The organism is Gemmobacter sp. (assembly GCF_016792925.1).
Taxonomy (GTDB): Bacteria; Pseudomonadota; Alphaproteobacteria; order Rhodobacterales; family Rhodobacteraceae; genus Gemmobacter.
The window spans coordinates 1-15,743 of record NZ_JAEULU010000263.1 but is presented as its reverse complement, the minus strand read 5'-3'; the positions used below and the strand labels follow the sequence as shown (position 1 = coordinate 15,743).

The 15,743-nt window shown below is 64.6% G+C and carries 17 protein-coding genes; 11 read left to right on the top strand and 6 right to left on the bottom strand.

The features are described 5' to 3' along the window. Positions 1-42 precede the first annotated feature (42 nt). Both JNN06_RS12385 and JNN06_RS12380 read right to left on the bottom strand, forming a co-directional pair. Positions 43-1,002, bottom strand: coding sequence for an acetyl-CoA carboxylase carboxyltransferase subunit alpha (locus JNN06_RS12385; RefSeq protein ID WP_291239900.1), 960 nt, complete (start codon positions 1,000-1,002; stop codon positions 43-45). Between the two features lie 361 nt (positions 1,003-1,363). Next, entirely contained in the window at positions 1,364-2,326 is a 963-nt protein-coding gene (locus tag JNN06_RS12380; RefSeq protein WP_291239899.1) for an L-malyl-CoA/beta-methylmalyl-CoA lyase, read from the bottom strand. 191 nt (positions 2,327-2,517) lie between these two features. On the opposite strand from JNN06_RS12380, the gene JNN06_RS12375 reads away from it, so the two are divergent. Beyond that, positions 2,518-3,378 (top strand): D-amino-acid transaminase, encoded by an 861-nt coding sequence (locus JNN06_RS12375; RefSeq protein ID WP_291239898.1) that lies wholly within the window; start codon positions 2,518-2,520, stop codon positions 3,376-3,378. 84 nt (positions 3,379-3,462) lie between these two features. On the opposite strand, the gene JNN06_RS12370 is transcribed toward JNN06_RS12375, so the two are convergent. After that, positions 3,463-4,227, bottom strand: a complete 765-nt coding sequence (locus JNN06_RS12370) for an N-formylglutamate amidohydrolase (RefSeq protein WP_291239897.1) — start codon at positions 4,225-4,227, stop codon at positions 3,463-3,465. 260 nt (positions 4,228-4,487) lie between these two features. On the opposite strand from JNN06_RS12370, the gene pyk reads away from it, so the two are divergent. The 4 genes from pyk to rplT all read left to right on the top strand — a co-directional run bounded on the left by pyk (position 4,488) and on the right by rplT (position 6,891). After that, positions 4,488-5,933 (top strand): pyruvate kinase, encoded by a 1,446-nt coding sequence (pyk, locus tag JNN06_RS12365; protein WP_291239896.1) that lies wholly within the window; start codon positions 4,488-4,490, stop codon positions 5,931-5,933. Positions 5,934-5,956: 23 nt separating this feature from the next. Further along, complete coding sequence (locus tag JNN06_RS12360) at positions 5,957-6,196, top strand: hypothetical protein (RefSeq protein WP_291239895.1); 240 nt, start codon at positions 5,957-5,959, stop codon at positions 6,194-6,196. Between the two features lie 116 nt (positions 6,197-6,312). Beyond that, positions 6,313-6,513, top strand: a complete 201-nt coding sequence (rpmI, locus tag JNN06_RS12355) for a 50S ribosomal protein L35 (protein WP_291239894.1) — start codon at positions 6,313-6,315, stop codon at positions 6,511-6,513. A 12-nt stretch (positions 6,514-6,525) separates the two neighbouring features. Beyond that, the gene (gene rplT, locus JNN06_RS12350) at positions 6,526-6,891 is read left to right on the top strand and encodes a 50S ribosomal protein L20 (RefSeq protein ID WP_291239893.1); all 366 of its coding nucleotides are present in this window, start codon (positions 6,526-6,528) and stop codon (positions 6,889-6,891) included. A gap of 57 nt (positions 6,892-6,948) precedes the next feature. Here the strand turns inward: rplT and JNN06_RS12345 are convergent, their stop codons facing one another. Next, the gene (locus tag JNN06_RS12345; protein ID WP_291239892.1) at positions 6,949-7,941 is read right to left on the bottom strand and encodes an AraC family transcriptional regulator; all 993 of its coding nucleotides are present in this window, start codon (positions 7,939-7,941) and stop codon (positions 6,949-6,951) included. Between the two features lie 125 nt (positions 7,942-8,066). Between JNN06_RS12345 and JNN06_RS12340 the strand changes: the two genes are divergently transcribed. After that, positions 8,067-9,098 carry an alpha/beta fold hydrolase gene (locus tag JNN06_RS12340; protein WP_291239891.1) on the top strand — a complete coding sequence of 344 codons (1,032 nt, stop codon included), beginning with the start codon at positions 8,067-8,069 and terminating at the stop codon, positions 9,096-9,098. A gap of 105 nt (positions 9,099-9,203) precedes the next feature. Next, positions 9,204-10,277 (top strand): phenylalanine--tRNA ligase subunit alpha, encoded by a 1,074-nt coding sequence (pheS, locus tag JNN06_RS12335; RefSeq protein ID WP_291239926.1) that lies wholly within the window; start codon positions 9,204-9,206, stop codon positions 10,275-10,277. A gap of 33 nt (positions 10,278-10,310) precedes the next feature. Here pheS and JNN06_RS12330 read toward each other — a convergent pair whose 3' ends face one another. Together JNN06_RS12330 and JNN06_RS12325 are read right to left on the bottom strand one after the other, a co-directional pair. After that, on the bottom strand, positions 10,311-11,204 hold the full coding sequence (locus tag JNN06_RS12330; protein WP_291239890.1) for a calcium-binding protein: 894 nt from the start codon (positions 11,202-11,204) through the stop codon (positions 10,311-10,313). A gap of 89 nt (positions 11,205-11,293) precedes the next feature. Further along, a complete protein-coding gene (locus JNN06_RS12325; protein WP_291239889.1) occupies positions 11,294-13,609 on the bottom strand; it encodes a DNA topoisomerase IV subunit A in 2,316 nt (771 codons plus the stop codon). Positions 13,610-13,804: 195 nt separating this feature from the next. Here JNN06_RS12325 and JNN06_RS12320 point away from each other — a divergent pair, with 195 nt between their 5' ends. From JNN06_RS12320 to JNN06_RS12305, 4 genes are all read left to right on the top strand, one after another. After that, positions 13,805-14,218, top strand: coding sequence for an SH3 domain-containing protein (locus JNN06_RS12320; protein WP_291239888.1), 414 nt, complete (start codon positions 13,805-13,807; stop codon positions 14,216-14,218). A 52-nt stretch (positions 14,219-14,270) separates the two neighbouring features. Beyond that, positions 14,271-15,104 (top strand): SDR family NAD(P)-dependent oxidoreductase, encoded by an 834-nt coding sequence (locus tag JNN06_RS12315; RefSeq protein WP_291239887.1) that lies wholly within the window; start codon positions 14,271-14,273, stop codon positions 15,102-15,104. A 73-nt stretch (positions 15,105-15,177) separates the two neighbouring features. Next, positions 15,178-15,387, top strand: a complete 210-nt coding sequence (locus JNN06_RS12310; RefSeq protein WP_291239925.1) for a twin transmembrane helix small protein — start codon at positions 15,178-15,180, stop codon at positions 15,385-15,387. Further along, a partial coding sequence (locus JNN06_RS12305; RefSeq protein ID WP_291239886.1) for an ATP:cob(I)alamin adenosyltransferase occupies positions 15,387-15,743 on the top strand: 357 nt, incomplete at its 3' end. The genes JNN06_RS12310 and JNN06_RS12305, both read left to right, overlap by 1 nt.

The window sequence follows — 15,743 nt, the reverse complement described above, 5'->3', positions numbered from 1 at the left end:
CCCATGGCCCGCCCTTTGTCTTTCGGGGTCCGTTTGCCGCGCTCAGGCGGCGAGGCCCTTCGACCCCATATCGAGGAATTTCTGGCGGCGCTCTTTCACCAGCAGCTCGGGCTTCTTGCCTGCCAGCTCTTTCAGCATGGTTTCCACCGCCTTGCCCACGGCCTCGATGGTTTCCTTGCGGCCACGCTGCGCCCCGCCCAGCGGTTCCTTGATGATCCGGTCGATCACCCCCAGCTTTTGCAGGTCTTGCGCGGTCAGGCGCAGCGCCTCGGCGGCTTCGCGCATCTTCTCGGCATCCTTCCACAGGATCGAGGCGCAGCCCTCGGGCGAGATCACCGAATAGACCGAATGTTCCAGCATGGCGATGCGGTTGGCGGTGGCAAAGGCCACAGCCCCGCCCGAGCCGCCCTCGCCGATCACCACCGAAATCAGCGGCACGGCGATTTGCAGGCATTTCTCGGTCGAACGGGCGATGGCCTCGGCCTGCCCCCGCTCTTCGGCGCCCTTGCCGGGATAGGCGCCGGGCGTATCGACCAGCGTGACCACCGGCAGACCGAAACGATGCGCCATATCCATCAGACGGATCGCCTTGCGATAGCCTTCGGGGCGGGCCATGCCGAAATTCCGCTCGATGCGGGATTTGGTGTCATGGCCCTTTTCATGGCCGATCACCACCACCGGCTGATCGTTGAACCGGGCGAGGCCCCCCATCACCGCATGGTCATCGGCAAAGTTCCGGTCCCCGGCGAGGGGGGTGTATTCGGTGAACAGCGCGTCGATGTAATCCCTGCAATGCGGGCGGTCAGGGTGACGGGCCACCTGACATTTGCGCCAGGGCGTCAGATCCTTGTAAAGATCCTTCAGCAGCCCCTCGGCCTTGCGGTCCAGCGCGGCTGCCTCTTTCTCGACATCCATCTCTTTGTTCGAGCGCGCGAGCGCCCGCAACTCCTCCGCCTTGCCTTCGATTTCGGCCAGCGGTTTTTCGAATTCGAGATAGTTCATCGGCACTCCCCAAGAGGCACGTCGCGGAAACGGCTTTCTATATGGCCGCAGCGGCGCAAAGATGCAACTGCGTCGACCGCCTTCCGGCCGGGGCGTCTTTGGGTGGCCTTGCAGCGGGGGCGCTTCGCCCCCCGCACCCCCAGAGGATATTTGGGCCAAGATGAAAGGCCGCGCAGGAGAACAGCCGAGGGCCGGATATGGCAACGCCCCGCAGCATGGACTGCGGGGCGTGCTCCTCCCGTGATGCCGCCGAGGGCCTCCTCTCCCTGCTGGCGGCGCGGGTATCGTTTCAGGAACGATGAAATGTTGTGCTTGCGCCCTGTCAGCCTGCGCCTTTTGGGCGCAGACTGTCAACGAATTTTTACACTTCCGAAGCGATGATTTCCGACTGGCGGACGATGACTTCAGCCTGTTTGATCGAGGCAATATCGACCAGCCGCCCCTTGTAGACGGTGGCGCCTTCGCCACGGGCTTTGGCGGCCTCCATGGCGGCCAGAATTTCGCGGGCTTCGGTCACCGCGGCTTCGGACGGGGTGAAGACTTCGTTCGCAAGCGCGATCTGTTTGGGGTGGATGGCCCATTTGCCGACCATACCAAGGGTGGCCGAGCGGCGGGCTTGGGCGCGATAGCCCTCATCATCGCTGAAATCGCCGAAGGGGCCATCGACCGGCAGGACGCCATGGGTGCGGCAGGCGGCGACGATGGCAGCTTGCGCCCAGTGCCACGGGTCGGACCAGTGCCGCACGCCCTCGCGCAGCATGTAATAGTTTTCCTGCGTGCCGCCGATGCCGGTGGTCTGCATCCCCATCGACGCGGCAAAATCGGCAGCGCCAAGGCTCATGGCTTGCAGGCGGGGCGAGGAGGCGGCGATTTCCTCGACATGGGCAATACCGGCGGCCGATTCGATAATGACCTCGAAGCTGATCGGTTTTGTGCGCCCCTTGGCGCGCTCGATCGCGGTAACCAGCGCATCCACGGCATAGACATCCGCCGCGCAGCCCACCTTGGGGATCATGATCTGGTCCAGCCGGTCGCCGCATTGCTCCAGCAGATCGACCACATCGCGATACCAGAAGGGCGTATCCAGTCCGTTGATCCGCACCGAGAGCGTCTTTTTGCCCCAATCGAGCGTGTTCACGGCGGCAATGATATTGGCGCGGGCCTGATCCTTGTCGGAGGGCGCGACCGAGTCTTCCAGATCGAGGTTGATCACATCCGCTGCCGAGGCTGCCATCTTTTCAAACAGCGCCGGGCGCGAGCCGGGGCCGAACAATTGGCAGCGGTTCGGGCGTGCAGGGGGGCTGGGCTGGATGCGGAAGCTCATCGGCGCTCTCTCGGCAATGATATTTCAGGGATCACTCACCTGGCGATATAATCTTGCGCGCAAGAAATCAAGCGCGATTTGCAGCCGCAGCATTGCCGCTGCATGGCAGAAAGCCGCCATTGCCGCTTGACGCGCGCCCGCCCCTGCCGCAAACCGCCTTGCAATCAAGGGCTGCGCGAAGGGATGATGACATGAGCCGCATCGTTTATGTGAATGGCGACTGGCTGCCGGAGGCCGAGGCGAAGGTGTCGGTCTTTGACCGCGGCTTTCTGATGGCCGACGGGGTTTACGAGGTGACCAGCGTGCTGGGCGGCAAGCTGATTGATTTTGAAGGCCATTGCGTCCGGCTGGATCGCAGCCTGTCGGAGCTGGAGATGACCAATCCGCATAGCGCGGAGGAGTGGCTGGCGATTTTCCGCGAGATCGTGGCGCGGAACGGCATCGAGGATGGCATGGTCTATCTGCAAGTGACGCGCGGCAATCCGGGCGACCGCGATTTCGCCTATCCCGCCGCCGATCTGCCGCCGACGGTGGTACTGTTCACCCAGTCGAAGCCCGGTCTGGCCGACAGCCCGGCGGCGAAAACCGGCTGGAAGGTGATCTCGGTCGAAGACATCCGCTGGGGTCGGCGCGACATCAAGACGGTGCAGTTGCTCTACCCGTCGATGGCGAAGATGGCGGCCAAGAAGGCGGGCGTCGATGATGCCTGGCTGGTGGAAGACGGGTTCGTGACCGAGGGCACCTCGAACAACGCCTATATCGTGAAGGGCAACAAGATCATCACCCGCGCGCTGTCCAGCGACATTCTGCACGGCATCACCCGCGCCGCCGTGCTGCGCTTTGCCGCCGAGGCGCAGATGGAAGTCGAGGAACGCAACTTCACCATTGCCGAGGCACAGGCGGCGGATGAGGCCTTCATCACCTCGGCCAGCGCTTTCGTGATGCCGGTGGTGGAGATTGACGGCCAAGCGCTGTCGGATGGCAAGGTGGGCCGGGTGGCAAGCCGGATGCGCGAGATCTATCTGGACGAGATGCGCAAGGCCGCGCTCTGAACCTCGGCCCAAAAGCGGGGGGCTGTCTGCCCCCCGCACCCCCCGAGGATATTTTCAGACAGAAAAAGGCGGCAAGGCCCGGCCTTACTTCAGGCCTGACAGCACCTCGGTCAGGATTGGGGCCAGTCGATTGGCCCATGCAACCTGTTGCGCCTCGGTGGCGATCAGGTCATTGCGCAGCTCGATCAGGGTGTTATGGCGGCCCGGCAGCAGGGCGTGGCGGTCGATGGCATCGCCGGGCAGATGGCCGTTATAGGGCTGGTTGTCGCCGATGCAGAGGTCAGGCTCAGCCCGCAGCCGGGCGATCAGCGGCAGCGAAAAGCGCGTGTCGAGGTGGCTGTGCAGCACGCCGATATGCCAGGGGCGCGGCGCCCGCCCGCGCAGGCAGGGCGTGAAGCTGTGGATGGCCACGATCACCGTATCGTCGCGCCGCGCCGCCAGATCGGCCAGCGCCTGATGGTAGGGCGTGTAAAGCGCGGCCTTGCGCCGGGCCAGTTCGGCCGCATCGGCGTGGCGGTTGCCGGGGATGATGCTGCCGTCATAGAGCTTCATCAGCAGGGTCGGGTCATCCTCGCCCCGGTTCGGGTCGATGACCAGGCGCGAGAAATCGGAACAGATCGCAGGGCTGTCCAGCGCCTCGGCCAAAGCCAACGTGACGCCCTGCGCGCCGGGGTCAAAGGCGATGTGGCGCGCCATATCCTCGGGTGGCAACCCCAGGCAGCCGCCGCCCACCGCCTGCGGCACGCGGTTACTGGCGTGATCGCAGGTGATCAGCCATCGCCCCGGACGCGCCGCGCCGGTGATGTGGAAAGCCGGGCCAAAATCGGGGCCGAAATCATCGCGTGTCATGGTTGCGTCACCTCTCTCCCCCATCTGATAGGATATGAAACTCGCCTGCGGAATCGCCAAAGCGGCGCCAAAACGTGCAATGCCTGCAATTTCAGCAGAATTCGGCAGAATGCTGCCTTGCCCGTCAGCGCAAAAAACGACTATGTTACCGCTAACACAGTTACCGCTAACGCCGCCCGCATTGCCGCAGGACATGATCTGCGCCATAACGGCGCTGGCCCGCCAGACGCCCGCCAGACGGAATGACAAGGAACCCGCCGATGAAACGGAACCGCAATGTGAAGATCGTGGCCACGCTGGGCCCCGCCTCGTCGGATTATGAGATGATCCGCGGGCTGTTCGAGGCAGGGGCCGATGTGTTCCGCCTGAACATGAGCCATGGCGTGCATGAGGACATCCGCGCCCAGCACGAGATCATCCGCAAGGTCGAGGCCGATCTGGACCGCCCGATCGCCATTCTGGCCGATCTTCAGGGGCCGAAGCTGCGCGTGGGCACCTTTGCCGAGGGCAGCGCCGAACTGGTCGAGGGTCAGCCCTTCCGCTTTGATCTGGATGCAACGCCGGGCGATCTGCGCCGGGTGAACCTGCCCCATCCCGAGATTTTCGCCGCACTGGAGGCTGGCTCCACCCTGCTGGTCAATGATGGCAAGCTGCGGATGAAGGTCGAGGCCTGCGGCAAGGATTTCGCCGATTGCACCATCGAGGTGGGCGGCACCATCTCGAATCGCAAGGGCGTGAACGTGCCCGACGTGCTGCTGCCGCTGGCCGCGCTGTCGCAGAAAGACCGGGTTGATCTGGAATTCGCCTGCCAACTGGGCGTGGACTGGCTGGCGCTCTCGTTCGTGCAGCGCCCCGAGGATGTGATCGAGGCGCGGGCGCTGGCGAATGGCCGCGCCGCGATCCTGGCCAAGATTGAAAAGCCGCAGGCGGTGAAGGCCTATGACGCCATTCTGGCCGTGGCCGATGGCATCATGGTGGCGCGGGGCGATCTGGGGGTGGAGCTGCCGGTGCATGCCGTGCCGCCGATCCAGAAACAGCTGGTGCGTAAGGCGCGTGCCGCCGCCAAGCCGGTGATCGTGGCCACGCAGATGCTGGAATCCATGATCGAAAGCCCGGTCCCGACCCGCGCCGAGGTCTCGGACGTGGCGACCGCGATTTATGAAGGCGCCGATGCCGTGATGCTGTCGGCCGAAAGCGCGGCGGGCAAGTTCCCTATCGAGGCCGTGACCACGATGAACAATGTGGCGATCAGCGTCGAAAGCGACGCCACCTATCGCGACATCATCGAGGCCAGCCGCAAGGTCAGCCGCACCACCGTGGCCGATGGCATCGTGGCCGCCGCGCGCGAGATTGCCGAGGCTGCCGACATCAAGGCGATCTGCTGCTTCAGCCAGTCCGGCACCACGGTGAGCCTCGTGGCGCGCGAGCGTCCGCGCGTGCCGATCATCGGCCTGACCCCGCTGGTCACCACAGCCCGCCGCCTCTGCCTGACCTGGGGGGCGCATTGCGCCATCACCGAGGAGCAGGACCGCTTCAAGGGCGCCGTGATCTCGGCGGTGCGGGCGGCGCGGGAATATGGCTTTGCCGAGGAAAAGGATCAGATCGTGGTGACCGCCGGCGTGCCCTTCAACGTGACCGGCACCACCAATATCCTGCGTGTAGCACCCTGCGACGAGCGCTTGATCCACCGCGCCGAAGCCGAGTAAGCTGCCCTGAACAGGGGGCAAGCATGAACAGCGACACATATCTGGTCACCGGCCTTGTGTTCGCCTGTCTGGCTGTGCCCTCTTTTCTCTCGGCCCGACTGGATGGCCGCAGCCCGGTGGTTGCGGCCTTCTGCATGTTGGTGGCGGTGACGCTGATCAGCCTGGCGCTGTGGAAGAAGCCCGGCGGCTATCATCTGGCCGATGTGCCCATGGCGCTTTTCCGGGTGATCGGCGATCTGCGGATGGAATTCTGGCATCGCTAGGCCCGATACGGCTTGTGCTTTTCCCCGATGCCGCCTATACGGCCCGCTCTATCCCCGTGCGACCGGCCCCTGTGGCATTGCCGAGTCGTGCGTTCACCCTCAACGAGGAGATGGAAATGCCCAAGATGAAGACCAAATCGGCAGCCAAGAAGCGCTTCAGCTTCACGGCTTCCGGTCGTGTGAAGGCCGGCCCGGCGGGCAAGCGTCACGGCATGATCAAGCGCTCGACCAAGTTCATTCGCGACGCATCCGGCGCGATGATCCTGTGCGAGAGCGACGCGAAGATCGTCAAAAAATACATGCCCTACGACCGCTGAGGAGCCTGAAACATGTCCCGCGTCAAATCCGGTAAGGTGACCCACGCCCGTCACCGCAAGGTCATCAAGCAGGCTTCCGGCTACTATGCCGCCCGCTCGACCAACTTCCGCACCGCCACTCAGGCGGTCGACAAGGCCAACCAATACGCCACCCGCGACCGCAAGACCCGCAAGCGCAACTTCCGCGCCCTGTGGATCCAGCGCATCAACGCGGCTGTGCGTCTGTTCGACCTTGAAATGACCTATTCGCGTTTCATCAACGGTCTGGCGAAAGCCGGGATCGAAGTGGACCGCAAGGTTCTGGCCGATCTGGCCGTGCATGAGCCCGATGCGTTCAACGCCATCGCCGCTCAGGCCAAGGCCGCTCTGGCTGCCTGATTTCAGGCAAATGAATGGGAAAGCCCCGCCTCGTGCGGGGCTTTTTCATTTGGAAGCTCAGGCGCCCTGCCCACGCAGCCAGCCCGAGGGCGAGCGCCCGGTGACCCGCAGAAACTCGCGGTTGAAATTCGACTTGGTGTTGAAGCCCGACTCCAGCATCGCCTGCGTGACGGGGCTGCCCGCTTGCAGCAGGGCGCAGGCATGGGCGATGCGCAAGCCGTTCACCACGCGGCTGACATTCTCGCCCTTCACCCGGTTGATCGCGGCAGACAGCGTTTTGGCGGGCACCCTCTGCCTCCGCGCGATCTGGGCCAGGGTCAGGCCGGGGTCGAGGAACAGCTGACGATCTGCCAGAAGCGCCTCCATCTGGCGCACCAATGCGGCATCATCCGCAGTTGCGACCGGCGGCGGCGCAGCCTCCGGGGCATCCTCGCCGGGAGCAAGCACCTCCGACAGCGCCAGACCGCCAATCGCCAGCAGCGTGGCCCCCCACATGAGACTGACCGTCAGGCCGCGCCACGCCCCCAGCCCGGCCCAGTCCATCGCCAGGATGATCACATCGCTGAAACCCGACAGGACCAGCGCAAGCGCGATCCAGCGCCAGACCCGCAACGGGGCCTCACCACTGTCCAGCCGCGTGCGCTCCAACGTGTCGCGCCCGGCGCGCAAGGCGATCCACAGCGCCGCCCCATAGCCGAAAAAGCTGGCCAATACCGCGTGATCCAGCATCGCGGGCGCCATCCCCACGCAAAACGCCCCGAAGGCTGGCCCCACCAGATGCCACAGATCCCCCGGCACCAGCCGCCCGCGTCGCGCCACCAGCTCGAAGGCCAGAAAGGCCAGCGGTGGAATCGTCATGGCCAAGACAGGCTGCACCAGCCCCAGCCATGTGATGCCATAATGCAGCCGCCCCGAGATCACCGCTCCTTGCAGAGCTTCGGCTGCGATCAGCCACAGCAAAGGGGCCGGGGCCGTGCGGCGCAACGCGGCGCGCAGAACCAGATAGATCAGGATCAGGCTGGCCACCAAGGGCACGGGCAGGGTCAACATCGGGCACCTCCATGCGCCCGGCCTTAGGTCAAAATCCGGTTCGGCGCGACCTGAAACCGGAAAAAGGACGCCGACGCCAGGGCTTGCAGGCCAGATCGGGCCATCACAACACCAAGGAGACCGCCATGTTCAAACCCCTCATCCTCGCCCTGCTCTGCGCCCTGCCCGCCTCCGTCATGGCGCAGGCCGAAACCCTGCCCGGCTTTGACCGCATCCTGGTGGAGGCGCCGCACCGCCCCCGCGTGATGGAGGCCGCCATCTGGTATCCGGCGGGCAGCCAGAGCTATAGCGTGCCGCTGGGGGCCAATCCGGTTTTCGCGGGCAGCCGGGTCAGCTTTGCCCCGAAGCTGGCCCAAGGGCGCTATCCGCTGATCGTTCTGTCGCATGGTTCTGGCGGCAATGTGGACGGCATGGGCTGGCTTGCCGGGCCGCTGGCGAGGAAGGGGGCCATCGTCATCGGGGTGAACCATCCCGGCACCACCTCGGGCGACAGCTCGCCCCGCCGCACCGTGCAGGTGACCGAGCGCGCCCGCGACATTCCCGCCGTGATCGACGCGGTGCTGGCCCATCCCGATTTCGGCCCCGCCATCGACCCCGACCAGATCACGGTTCTGGGCTTTTCGCTCGGCGGGGCCACCGCGCTGCATGTGGCCGGGGCGCAGATGGAGCGCGAAGCCTATGGCGCCTATTGCGACCGCTTCCCCGCGGCCTCGGATTGCGCCTTTCTGGGGCGCGGCGGGGTGAACCTGCATGATCTCCCCGCCGAATGGGAGGCCAGCGACATGCGCGAGCCGCGCATCAAGACGGTGATTTCGGTCGATCCGGCCTTTGGCTATGCCATGACCACAGCCAGCCTTGCCGCCATCACCGCCCGCACGCTGATGATCAATCTGGGCGATGAGGAAACCCAATGGGCTGCCACGGATGTCGGGCCGAAGGGCGCGGACCTGCTGGCCCGCATTCCGGGCGCGAGGCTGGCGCGGCTGTCCCCGGCATGGCATTTCTCGTTTCTGGGCATCTGCACTGCCAAGGGCGCCGACCTCCTGCGCGCAGAGAATGACGACCCGGTTTGCGACGACCCCAAAGGCGGCGACCGCGCGGCTTTGCACGCCAAGGCGATTGCCGAAATCGCGGATTTTCTGGGGTTGAAGGGCTGAGGGTGAAAGGCCCCTCACAAGGGGCCTTTTCCTTTTGGGGTGCTTGCAAATGCAAGGCGGCGCGGCTAGCACCAAGCCCAAGAAAAGCCGGAGGCTGAGATGGATCTGACCGAACTTCGTGGCAAATATATCGAGGCCGTGGCCCGCGCTGCCGATGAAAGCGCGCTGGAAGAGGTGCGCATCGCCGCGCTTGGCAAGAAGGGCGAGATTTCGGCTCTGATGTCGGGTCTGGGCAAGATGGAGCCCGAGGCCCGCAAGGCCGCTGGCGCCGCGATGAACGTGGTGAAAGACGAGATCGACGCCGCGCTGCGCGCCCGCAAGGTGGCGCTGGCCGATGCGGCGCTGGACGAGCGGCTGAAATCGGAATGGCTGGATGTCACCCTGCCGGGCCGCCCGCGCCGCATGGGCACCATCCACCCGGTCTCTCAGGTGATGGACGAGCTGACCGCAATCTTTGCCGATATCGGCTTTTCGGTGGCCGAAGGGCCGCAGGTCGAAAGCGACTGGTATAATTTTGATGCGCTGAACATCCCGCCGGAACATCCGGCACGGCAGGAGCATGACACGTTCTTCATGCACCGCGCCGAGGGCGATGCCCGCCCGCCGCATGTGTTGCGCACCCATACCTCGCCGGTGCAGATCCGCGCCATGACCGAGCAAGGCGCGCCCATCCGCGTCATCGCGCCGGGCCGCGTCTACCGCATGGATATGGACCAGACCCATACGCCGATGTTCCATCAGGTCGAGGGCCTCGCCATCGACCGCAACATCAGCATGGCCAACCTGAAATGGACGCTGGAAGAATTCTGCCGCGCCTTCTTTGAAGTGGACAAGGTCGAGCTGCGCTTCCGCGCCAGCCACTTCCCCTTCACCGAACCCTCAGCCGAGGTCGACATCCGCTATTCCAATGTTGGCGGCCAGTTGAAGATCGGCGAGGGCGACAAGTGGATGGAGATCTTGGGCTCTGGCATGGTGCATCCCAAGGTGCTGCGCGCCGCCGGGGTGGACCCGGACGAATGGCAGGGCTTTGCCTTCGGCATGGGTATCGACCGCATCGCCATGCTGAAATACGGCATCCCCGATCTGCGCGCCTTCTTCGAGGCCGATCTGCGCTGGCTGCGCCATTACGGTTTTGCCGCGCTGGACCTGCCTGATCTGGCCGGGGGCCTCAGCCGCTGAAGGAAAAAGGCGCCCCGCGGGGCGCCTTTTGCATTACAGGATATGGATGTCGCCCGCGCCAAGCGCCGTGCCATCGCGCAGCTCCGCGACCAGCGTCTTGGCCCCGCGCCCCGAGCCATCGGCATCATACCAAAGATTGCCACTGTCGCGGTCATAGATGAAACGGTCGGTCGCATCCTGTGCCGCCCTGCCCAGCACGAAATCCGCCGCGCGCAGCTGCCCGGTATAGGAAAACGCGTCAAAAGCATCGTTGTCGAAATGCAGGTCATCCACCCGACGGCTGAAATCAGAGATGACCTCGCGATTGGCGCCGCCGCGATGGGTAAAGGCAAAGACATCGGCCCCTGCCCCGCCGGTCAGTCGATCGACACCCGCGCCCCCGATCAGCGTATCCGCCCCGCCGCCGCCCATCAGCCGGTCATCGCCCCGGCCGCCAAACAGCTTGTCATTGCCAGCCCCGCCATCCAGCGTATCCGCCCCGGTGCCGCCATCGGCCTGATCATTGCCGCCCAGCGTCAGCACACGATCGTTGCCGCCGAAACTGCTGATCTGATCCTCGCCATTGGTCATGGAGATCGTATCGGCCTGCCCAAGCAGCAGGGTGTTCAGCCCCGACCAATTGCCCAGGGCCGCAAAGGTGAACATCTGATTGGCCGAAACCGCCAGGCCAGACCAATTCAGCAACGTGTTGCTGCCGAACGTGATGGTCATCTGGTTCACGGTGCCGGTGGGGATACCCACGATCTGCGGCCCGGCCATTTCATAGCTGAAGCCGGTACCGATGAAATTGTAGCGATCCCCCTCATCGGCCAGCGTCAGCCGCGTCGAGCTGCGGACCACGATGTCCAGATCCAGCAGATCGCCGAAAATATCGGTAGAGCTGAGATCGACCCCCGGTAATGCCGTGTTGAAAACGATACTTGCCATAATGACCTCCAACTTGTCATGCCAAAGCCTAACAATGCCGGAGGATCATCACAAGCACGTCCAACATGGGCCCGCCCGTCACAGGCGCGTCAGTTGAACTTGTTGTCGCGCGGAAAGCCGCGCGGCGCCATGGCGCCGGTGCCCGCGCGCGGGCCCTGCCATTGCGTCAGGTCGGTCTCGCTGCGGGTGCGGCCTGCGGGGTCTTTCCATGCAAGCCCCTCGGCGAGGGTAAAGGTGGTGGCATCGCTGAGACCGCCATCCTTGTATTTTTGCAAGCGCACGCCCTTGCCCTTGGCCATCTCGGGCAGCTCTGCCAGCGGGAAAACCAGAAGTTTGCGGTTCTCGCCCACCACTGCGACGTGGTCGCCACTCACCCGGCGGCAGAGGGCGGTTTTCAGCCCTTCCTTGAAGGTCAGCACCTGCTTGCCGGCGCGGGTTTGCGCCACAACCTCCTCTGACGGCACGATAAACCCATCGCCCGCACTGGAGGCCACCAGCAGCTTTTCCCCCGCGCGCCAGATCAGCATATCGGTGATCTCGGCATCATTCGGCAGGTCGATCATCAGGCGCAGCGGCTCGCCCATGCCACGCCCGCCGGGCAGGTTGGCGCCCACCACGGTGTAGAAGCGGCCATTGGCCCCCACCACCAGAATCCGGTCGGTGGTCTCGGCGTGGAAGACGAAGCGGCCCTCGTCGCCATCCTTGAATTTCAGATCGGTATCAAGGGGTTGGTGCCCCTTCATCGCCCGGATCCAGCCCATCTTGGAGCAGATCACGGTGATCGGCTCGCGCTCGATCATCGCCTCCAGCGGGACGTCCTCGACCTCGGCCATATCAGCGAAATCGCTGCGGCGCTTGCCAAGGGTGGTGCCTTTCCCGAACTGCCGCTGCACTTCCGCCAGATCGCGGCCAATGCGCGCCCATTGCAGACCCGCATCGCCCATCAGCGCCATCAGATCGGCGCGTTCCTCGCGCAGTGCGTCACGCTCGGCGATCAGCTCCAGCTCTTCCAGCTTGCGCAAGGACCGCAGGCGCATGTTGAGAATGGCCTCGGCCTGCACCTCGGACAATTCGCCCTTGCCGGGTTTCGGCGGCACATAATCCGCCTCGGTCATCGCCCGCTTGTGCTTTTTGCCCCAGGTCTCGGCGATCAGCGCCGCCTTGGGGTCTTCATCATAGCGGATGATGTCGATGACCCGATCAAGGTTCAGGAAAGTCAGGATGAAACCATCCAGAATTTCCAGACGATGATCAATCTTTTCAATGCGATGCGTGGTGCGCCGGGCCAGAACCTCGCGCCGGTGATCAAGGAAAGCGCGCAAGACCTCCTTGAGGCTGCACACTTTCGGCACCTTGCCGTCGATCAGCACGTTCATGTTCAGGCTGAACCGGATCTCCAGATCCGAGTTCTTGAACAGCATGCCCATCAGCATATCGGGGTCGATGCTGCGCGCGCGCGGCTCCAGCACGATGCGCACATCCTCGGCGGATTCGTCGCGCACATCCGCAAGCGCCGGCACTTTCTTGGTCTGGATCAGCTCGGCCAGCCGTTCGATCAGCTTGGATTTCTGCACCTGATAGGGAATCTCGGTGACGACAATCTGCCACTGGCCGCGCCCCAGATCCTCAACCGCCCAGCGGGCGCGCAGACGGAAGGCACCACGCCCGGTGCGATAGGCCTCCAGGATGCTGTCGCGCGGCTCGACGATCACCCCGCCGGTCGGAAAATCCGGGCCGGGCACATGGCGCATCAGCTCGGCGTCCGAGACCTCGGGGTCTTCGATCATCGCCTGGCAGGCGTCGATCAGCTCGTGCAGGTTATGCGGCGGAATGTTGGTGGCCATGCCCACGGCAATGCCGCTGCTGCCATTGGCCAGCAGGTTCGGGAAGGCGGCCGGCATCACCACCGGCTCTTCCAGCGTGCCGTCGTAATTGGGCCGGAAATCGACCGCGTTTTCGGTCAACCCATCCATCAGCAACTCGGCCACATGGGTCAGCCGCGCCTCGGTGTAGCGGCTGGCGGCGGGGTTGTCGCCGTCGATATTGCCAAAGTTGCCCTGCCCGTCGACCAGCGGGTAGCGCACGTTGAAATCCTGCGCCAGACGCGCCATCGCATCATAGATCGCGGCATCGCCATGCGGGTGATAGTTGCCCATCACATCGCCCGAAATCTTGGCCGATTTGCGAAAGCCCCCGGTGGGCGACAGCCGCAATTCGCGCATCGCATACATGATGCGGCGATGCACCGGCTTCAGCCCGTCGCGCGCATCGGGCAAGGCCCGGTGCATGATGGTGGACAGCGCATAGGTCAGATAGCGCTCGCCGATCGCGCGGCGCAGCGGCTCTGAATGGGTGGCAGGCCCGTCGGCGGGCTCGATCTTGGGGTCGTCGGTCTTGTCGGTCATGAATGTGGTGTAATCGCTGGCCCCGGCCCGGTCCAGCCAAATTGCGGCGCCCCGAATTTCCGGGGGGAAATGTGGCGAAATTTTCCACGGGACGTGATAAACTTTTGTGATATGCAGCGGTTGTTCAAGTTTTCGTGCCCTCTGCGGGCTCTCTTAGCGAGGTAAGCCATGATACGGATGCTCTTGACCCTGTGCATGTGTCTGCTGGCTGTCCTGCTGATCTGGGGCGAGGGTCCGGGGCGCCAGACCGGCGCGCAAGGCCCCTCTGCCAGCGCCGAATCCCCCCGCGACATTCCCGCCCTGCAAAGCGCCGCCTATACCCCGGCCGAGCCGGCCTCTGCGCTGCCGCTGGTCTTGCCGCTGGTCACCGCCCCCGAGGTGCAGGCCACCGCCCCCGAGGCCCCCATGGATCTGCGCTATATCACTGCCAAGACGGTGAATGTGCGCGAAGGGCCCTCGACCGAATATCCCGTGATCGGCAAGCTGAGCCGGGGCGAGGCCACCCGGCTGCTTTGGCTGGAGGAGAATGGCTGGGCGCGCATCACGCTGGAGGGCGATGGCATGACCGGCTTTGTCTCGGGCGAGTTTCTGTCCGCCGACGCACCCTGATTGCGCAAACGGCGCTTTGCCCCTATCCCGATGGCAAAGCCCGGAGCCACGCATGACCCAGACCCGTTCGATCCTGATCACCGGATGTTCCTCCGGCATCGGCCTTGATGCCGCCCGCAGCTTGCAGGCGCGCGGCTGGCGGGTCTTTGCCACCTGCCGGTCCGAGGCCGATTGCGCGCGGTTGCGGGGCGAAGGGTTGGAGAGCTTCGCGCTGGACCTCGCGGATGAGGCCAGCATCGAGCGCGCGGTGGCCGAGGCGCTTGGCCGCACCAGCGGCACGCTGGATGCGCTGTATAACAACGGCGCCTTTGCCTGCCCCGGTGCCGCCGAAGACCTCCCGCGCGGCGCCTTGCGTGAGATTTTCGAGGTCAACCTGTTTGGCACCCATGACCTGACGCGCCGCGTGATCCCGGCGATGCGCGCGCAAGGGCATGGGCGGATTGTCAATTGTTCCTCGGTGCTTGGGCTGGTGGGCATGCGCTGGCGCGCGGCCTATGTCAGCACGAAATTCGCGCTGGAGGGCCTGACCGATGTGCTGCGGGTGGAAATGCGCGGCACCGGCATCCATGTCAGCCTGCTGGAGCCCGGCCCGATTCCGACCCGTATCCGCGAAAATTCGATCCCGCATTTCGAGCGCTGGATCGACTGGAAGGCCTCGCCCCGCGCCGAGGAATATCGCAGCCTGCTGCACCGCCTCTATGAGCCGAAACAGGGGCCGGACCGTTTCGAGCTGCCCTGTTCGGCGGTCACCGCCAAGCTGATCCACGCCCTCGAAAGCCCGCGCCCGAAGGGCCGTTACTATGTGACACAGGCCACGCATCTGATGGGGCTGGCCCGGCGCATCCTGCCCACGGCGGCGCTGGATTGGCTGATCGCCCGCAGCTGAGACGTTTTACCGCTCGCCTTTCGTGGCCAAGGCGCTATGTCTCGGGCAGTCTTTTGCACAGGAAAAGCCCATGCTGACGCAAAATCCGCTGTTCATTCTGGCCGCGCTGGCCTGTTTCGGGGTGGTCATCGTGCTGACCATCGGCATCGGCGCCTTCGGCAAGGGCGGCGAGTTCAACCGCAAACATGCCAATCGCCTGATGCGCTATCGCATCATCGGACAGGCCATCGCGGTCATCCTGATCGTGCTGTTTGCCTATTTCTACAAGCAAGGGGGCCAATGATGGTCGTTTTGTCGAAGATCTACACCCGCACCGGCGACAAGGGCGATACCGCGCTTGGCAATGGCGACCGCGTGGCGAAATTCTCGGCCCGCGTTACCGCTTATGGCACGGTGGATGAGGCGAATTCGACCCTCGGCCTCGCGCGGCTGCACGCGACAGGCGAGCTGGACGCCGCGCTGGCCCGCATCCAGAACGACCTGTTCGATCTGGGCGCCGATCTTTGCACCCCGGACATGGCGGGCGACGCACAAGCCGAGTACCCGCGCCTGCGCATGATCGCCCCGCAAGTCGCGCGGCTGGAAAGCGAGATTGACGCGATGAACGCGCGCCTCACCCCTTTGCGCAGTTTTATCCTT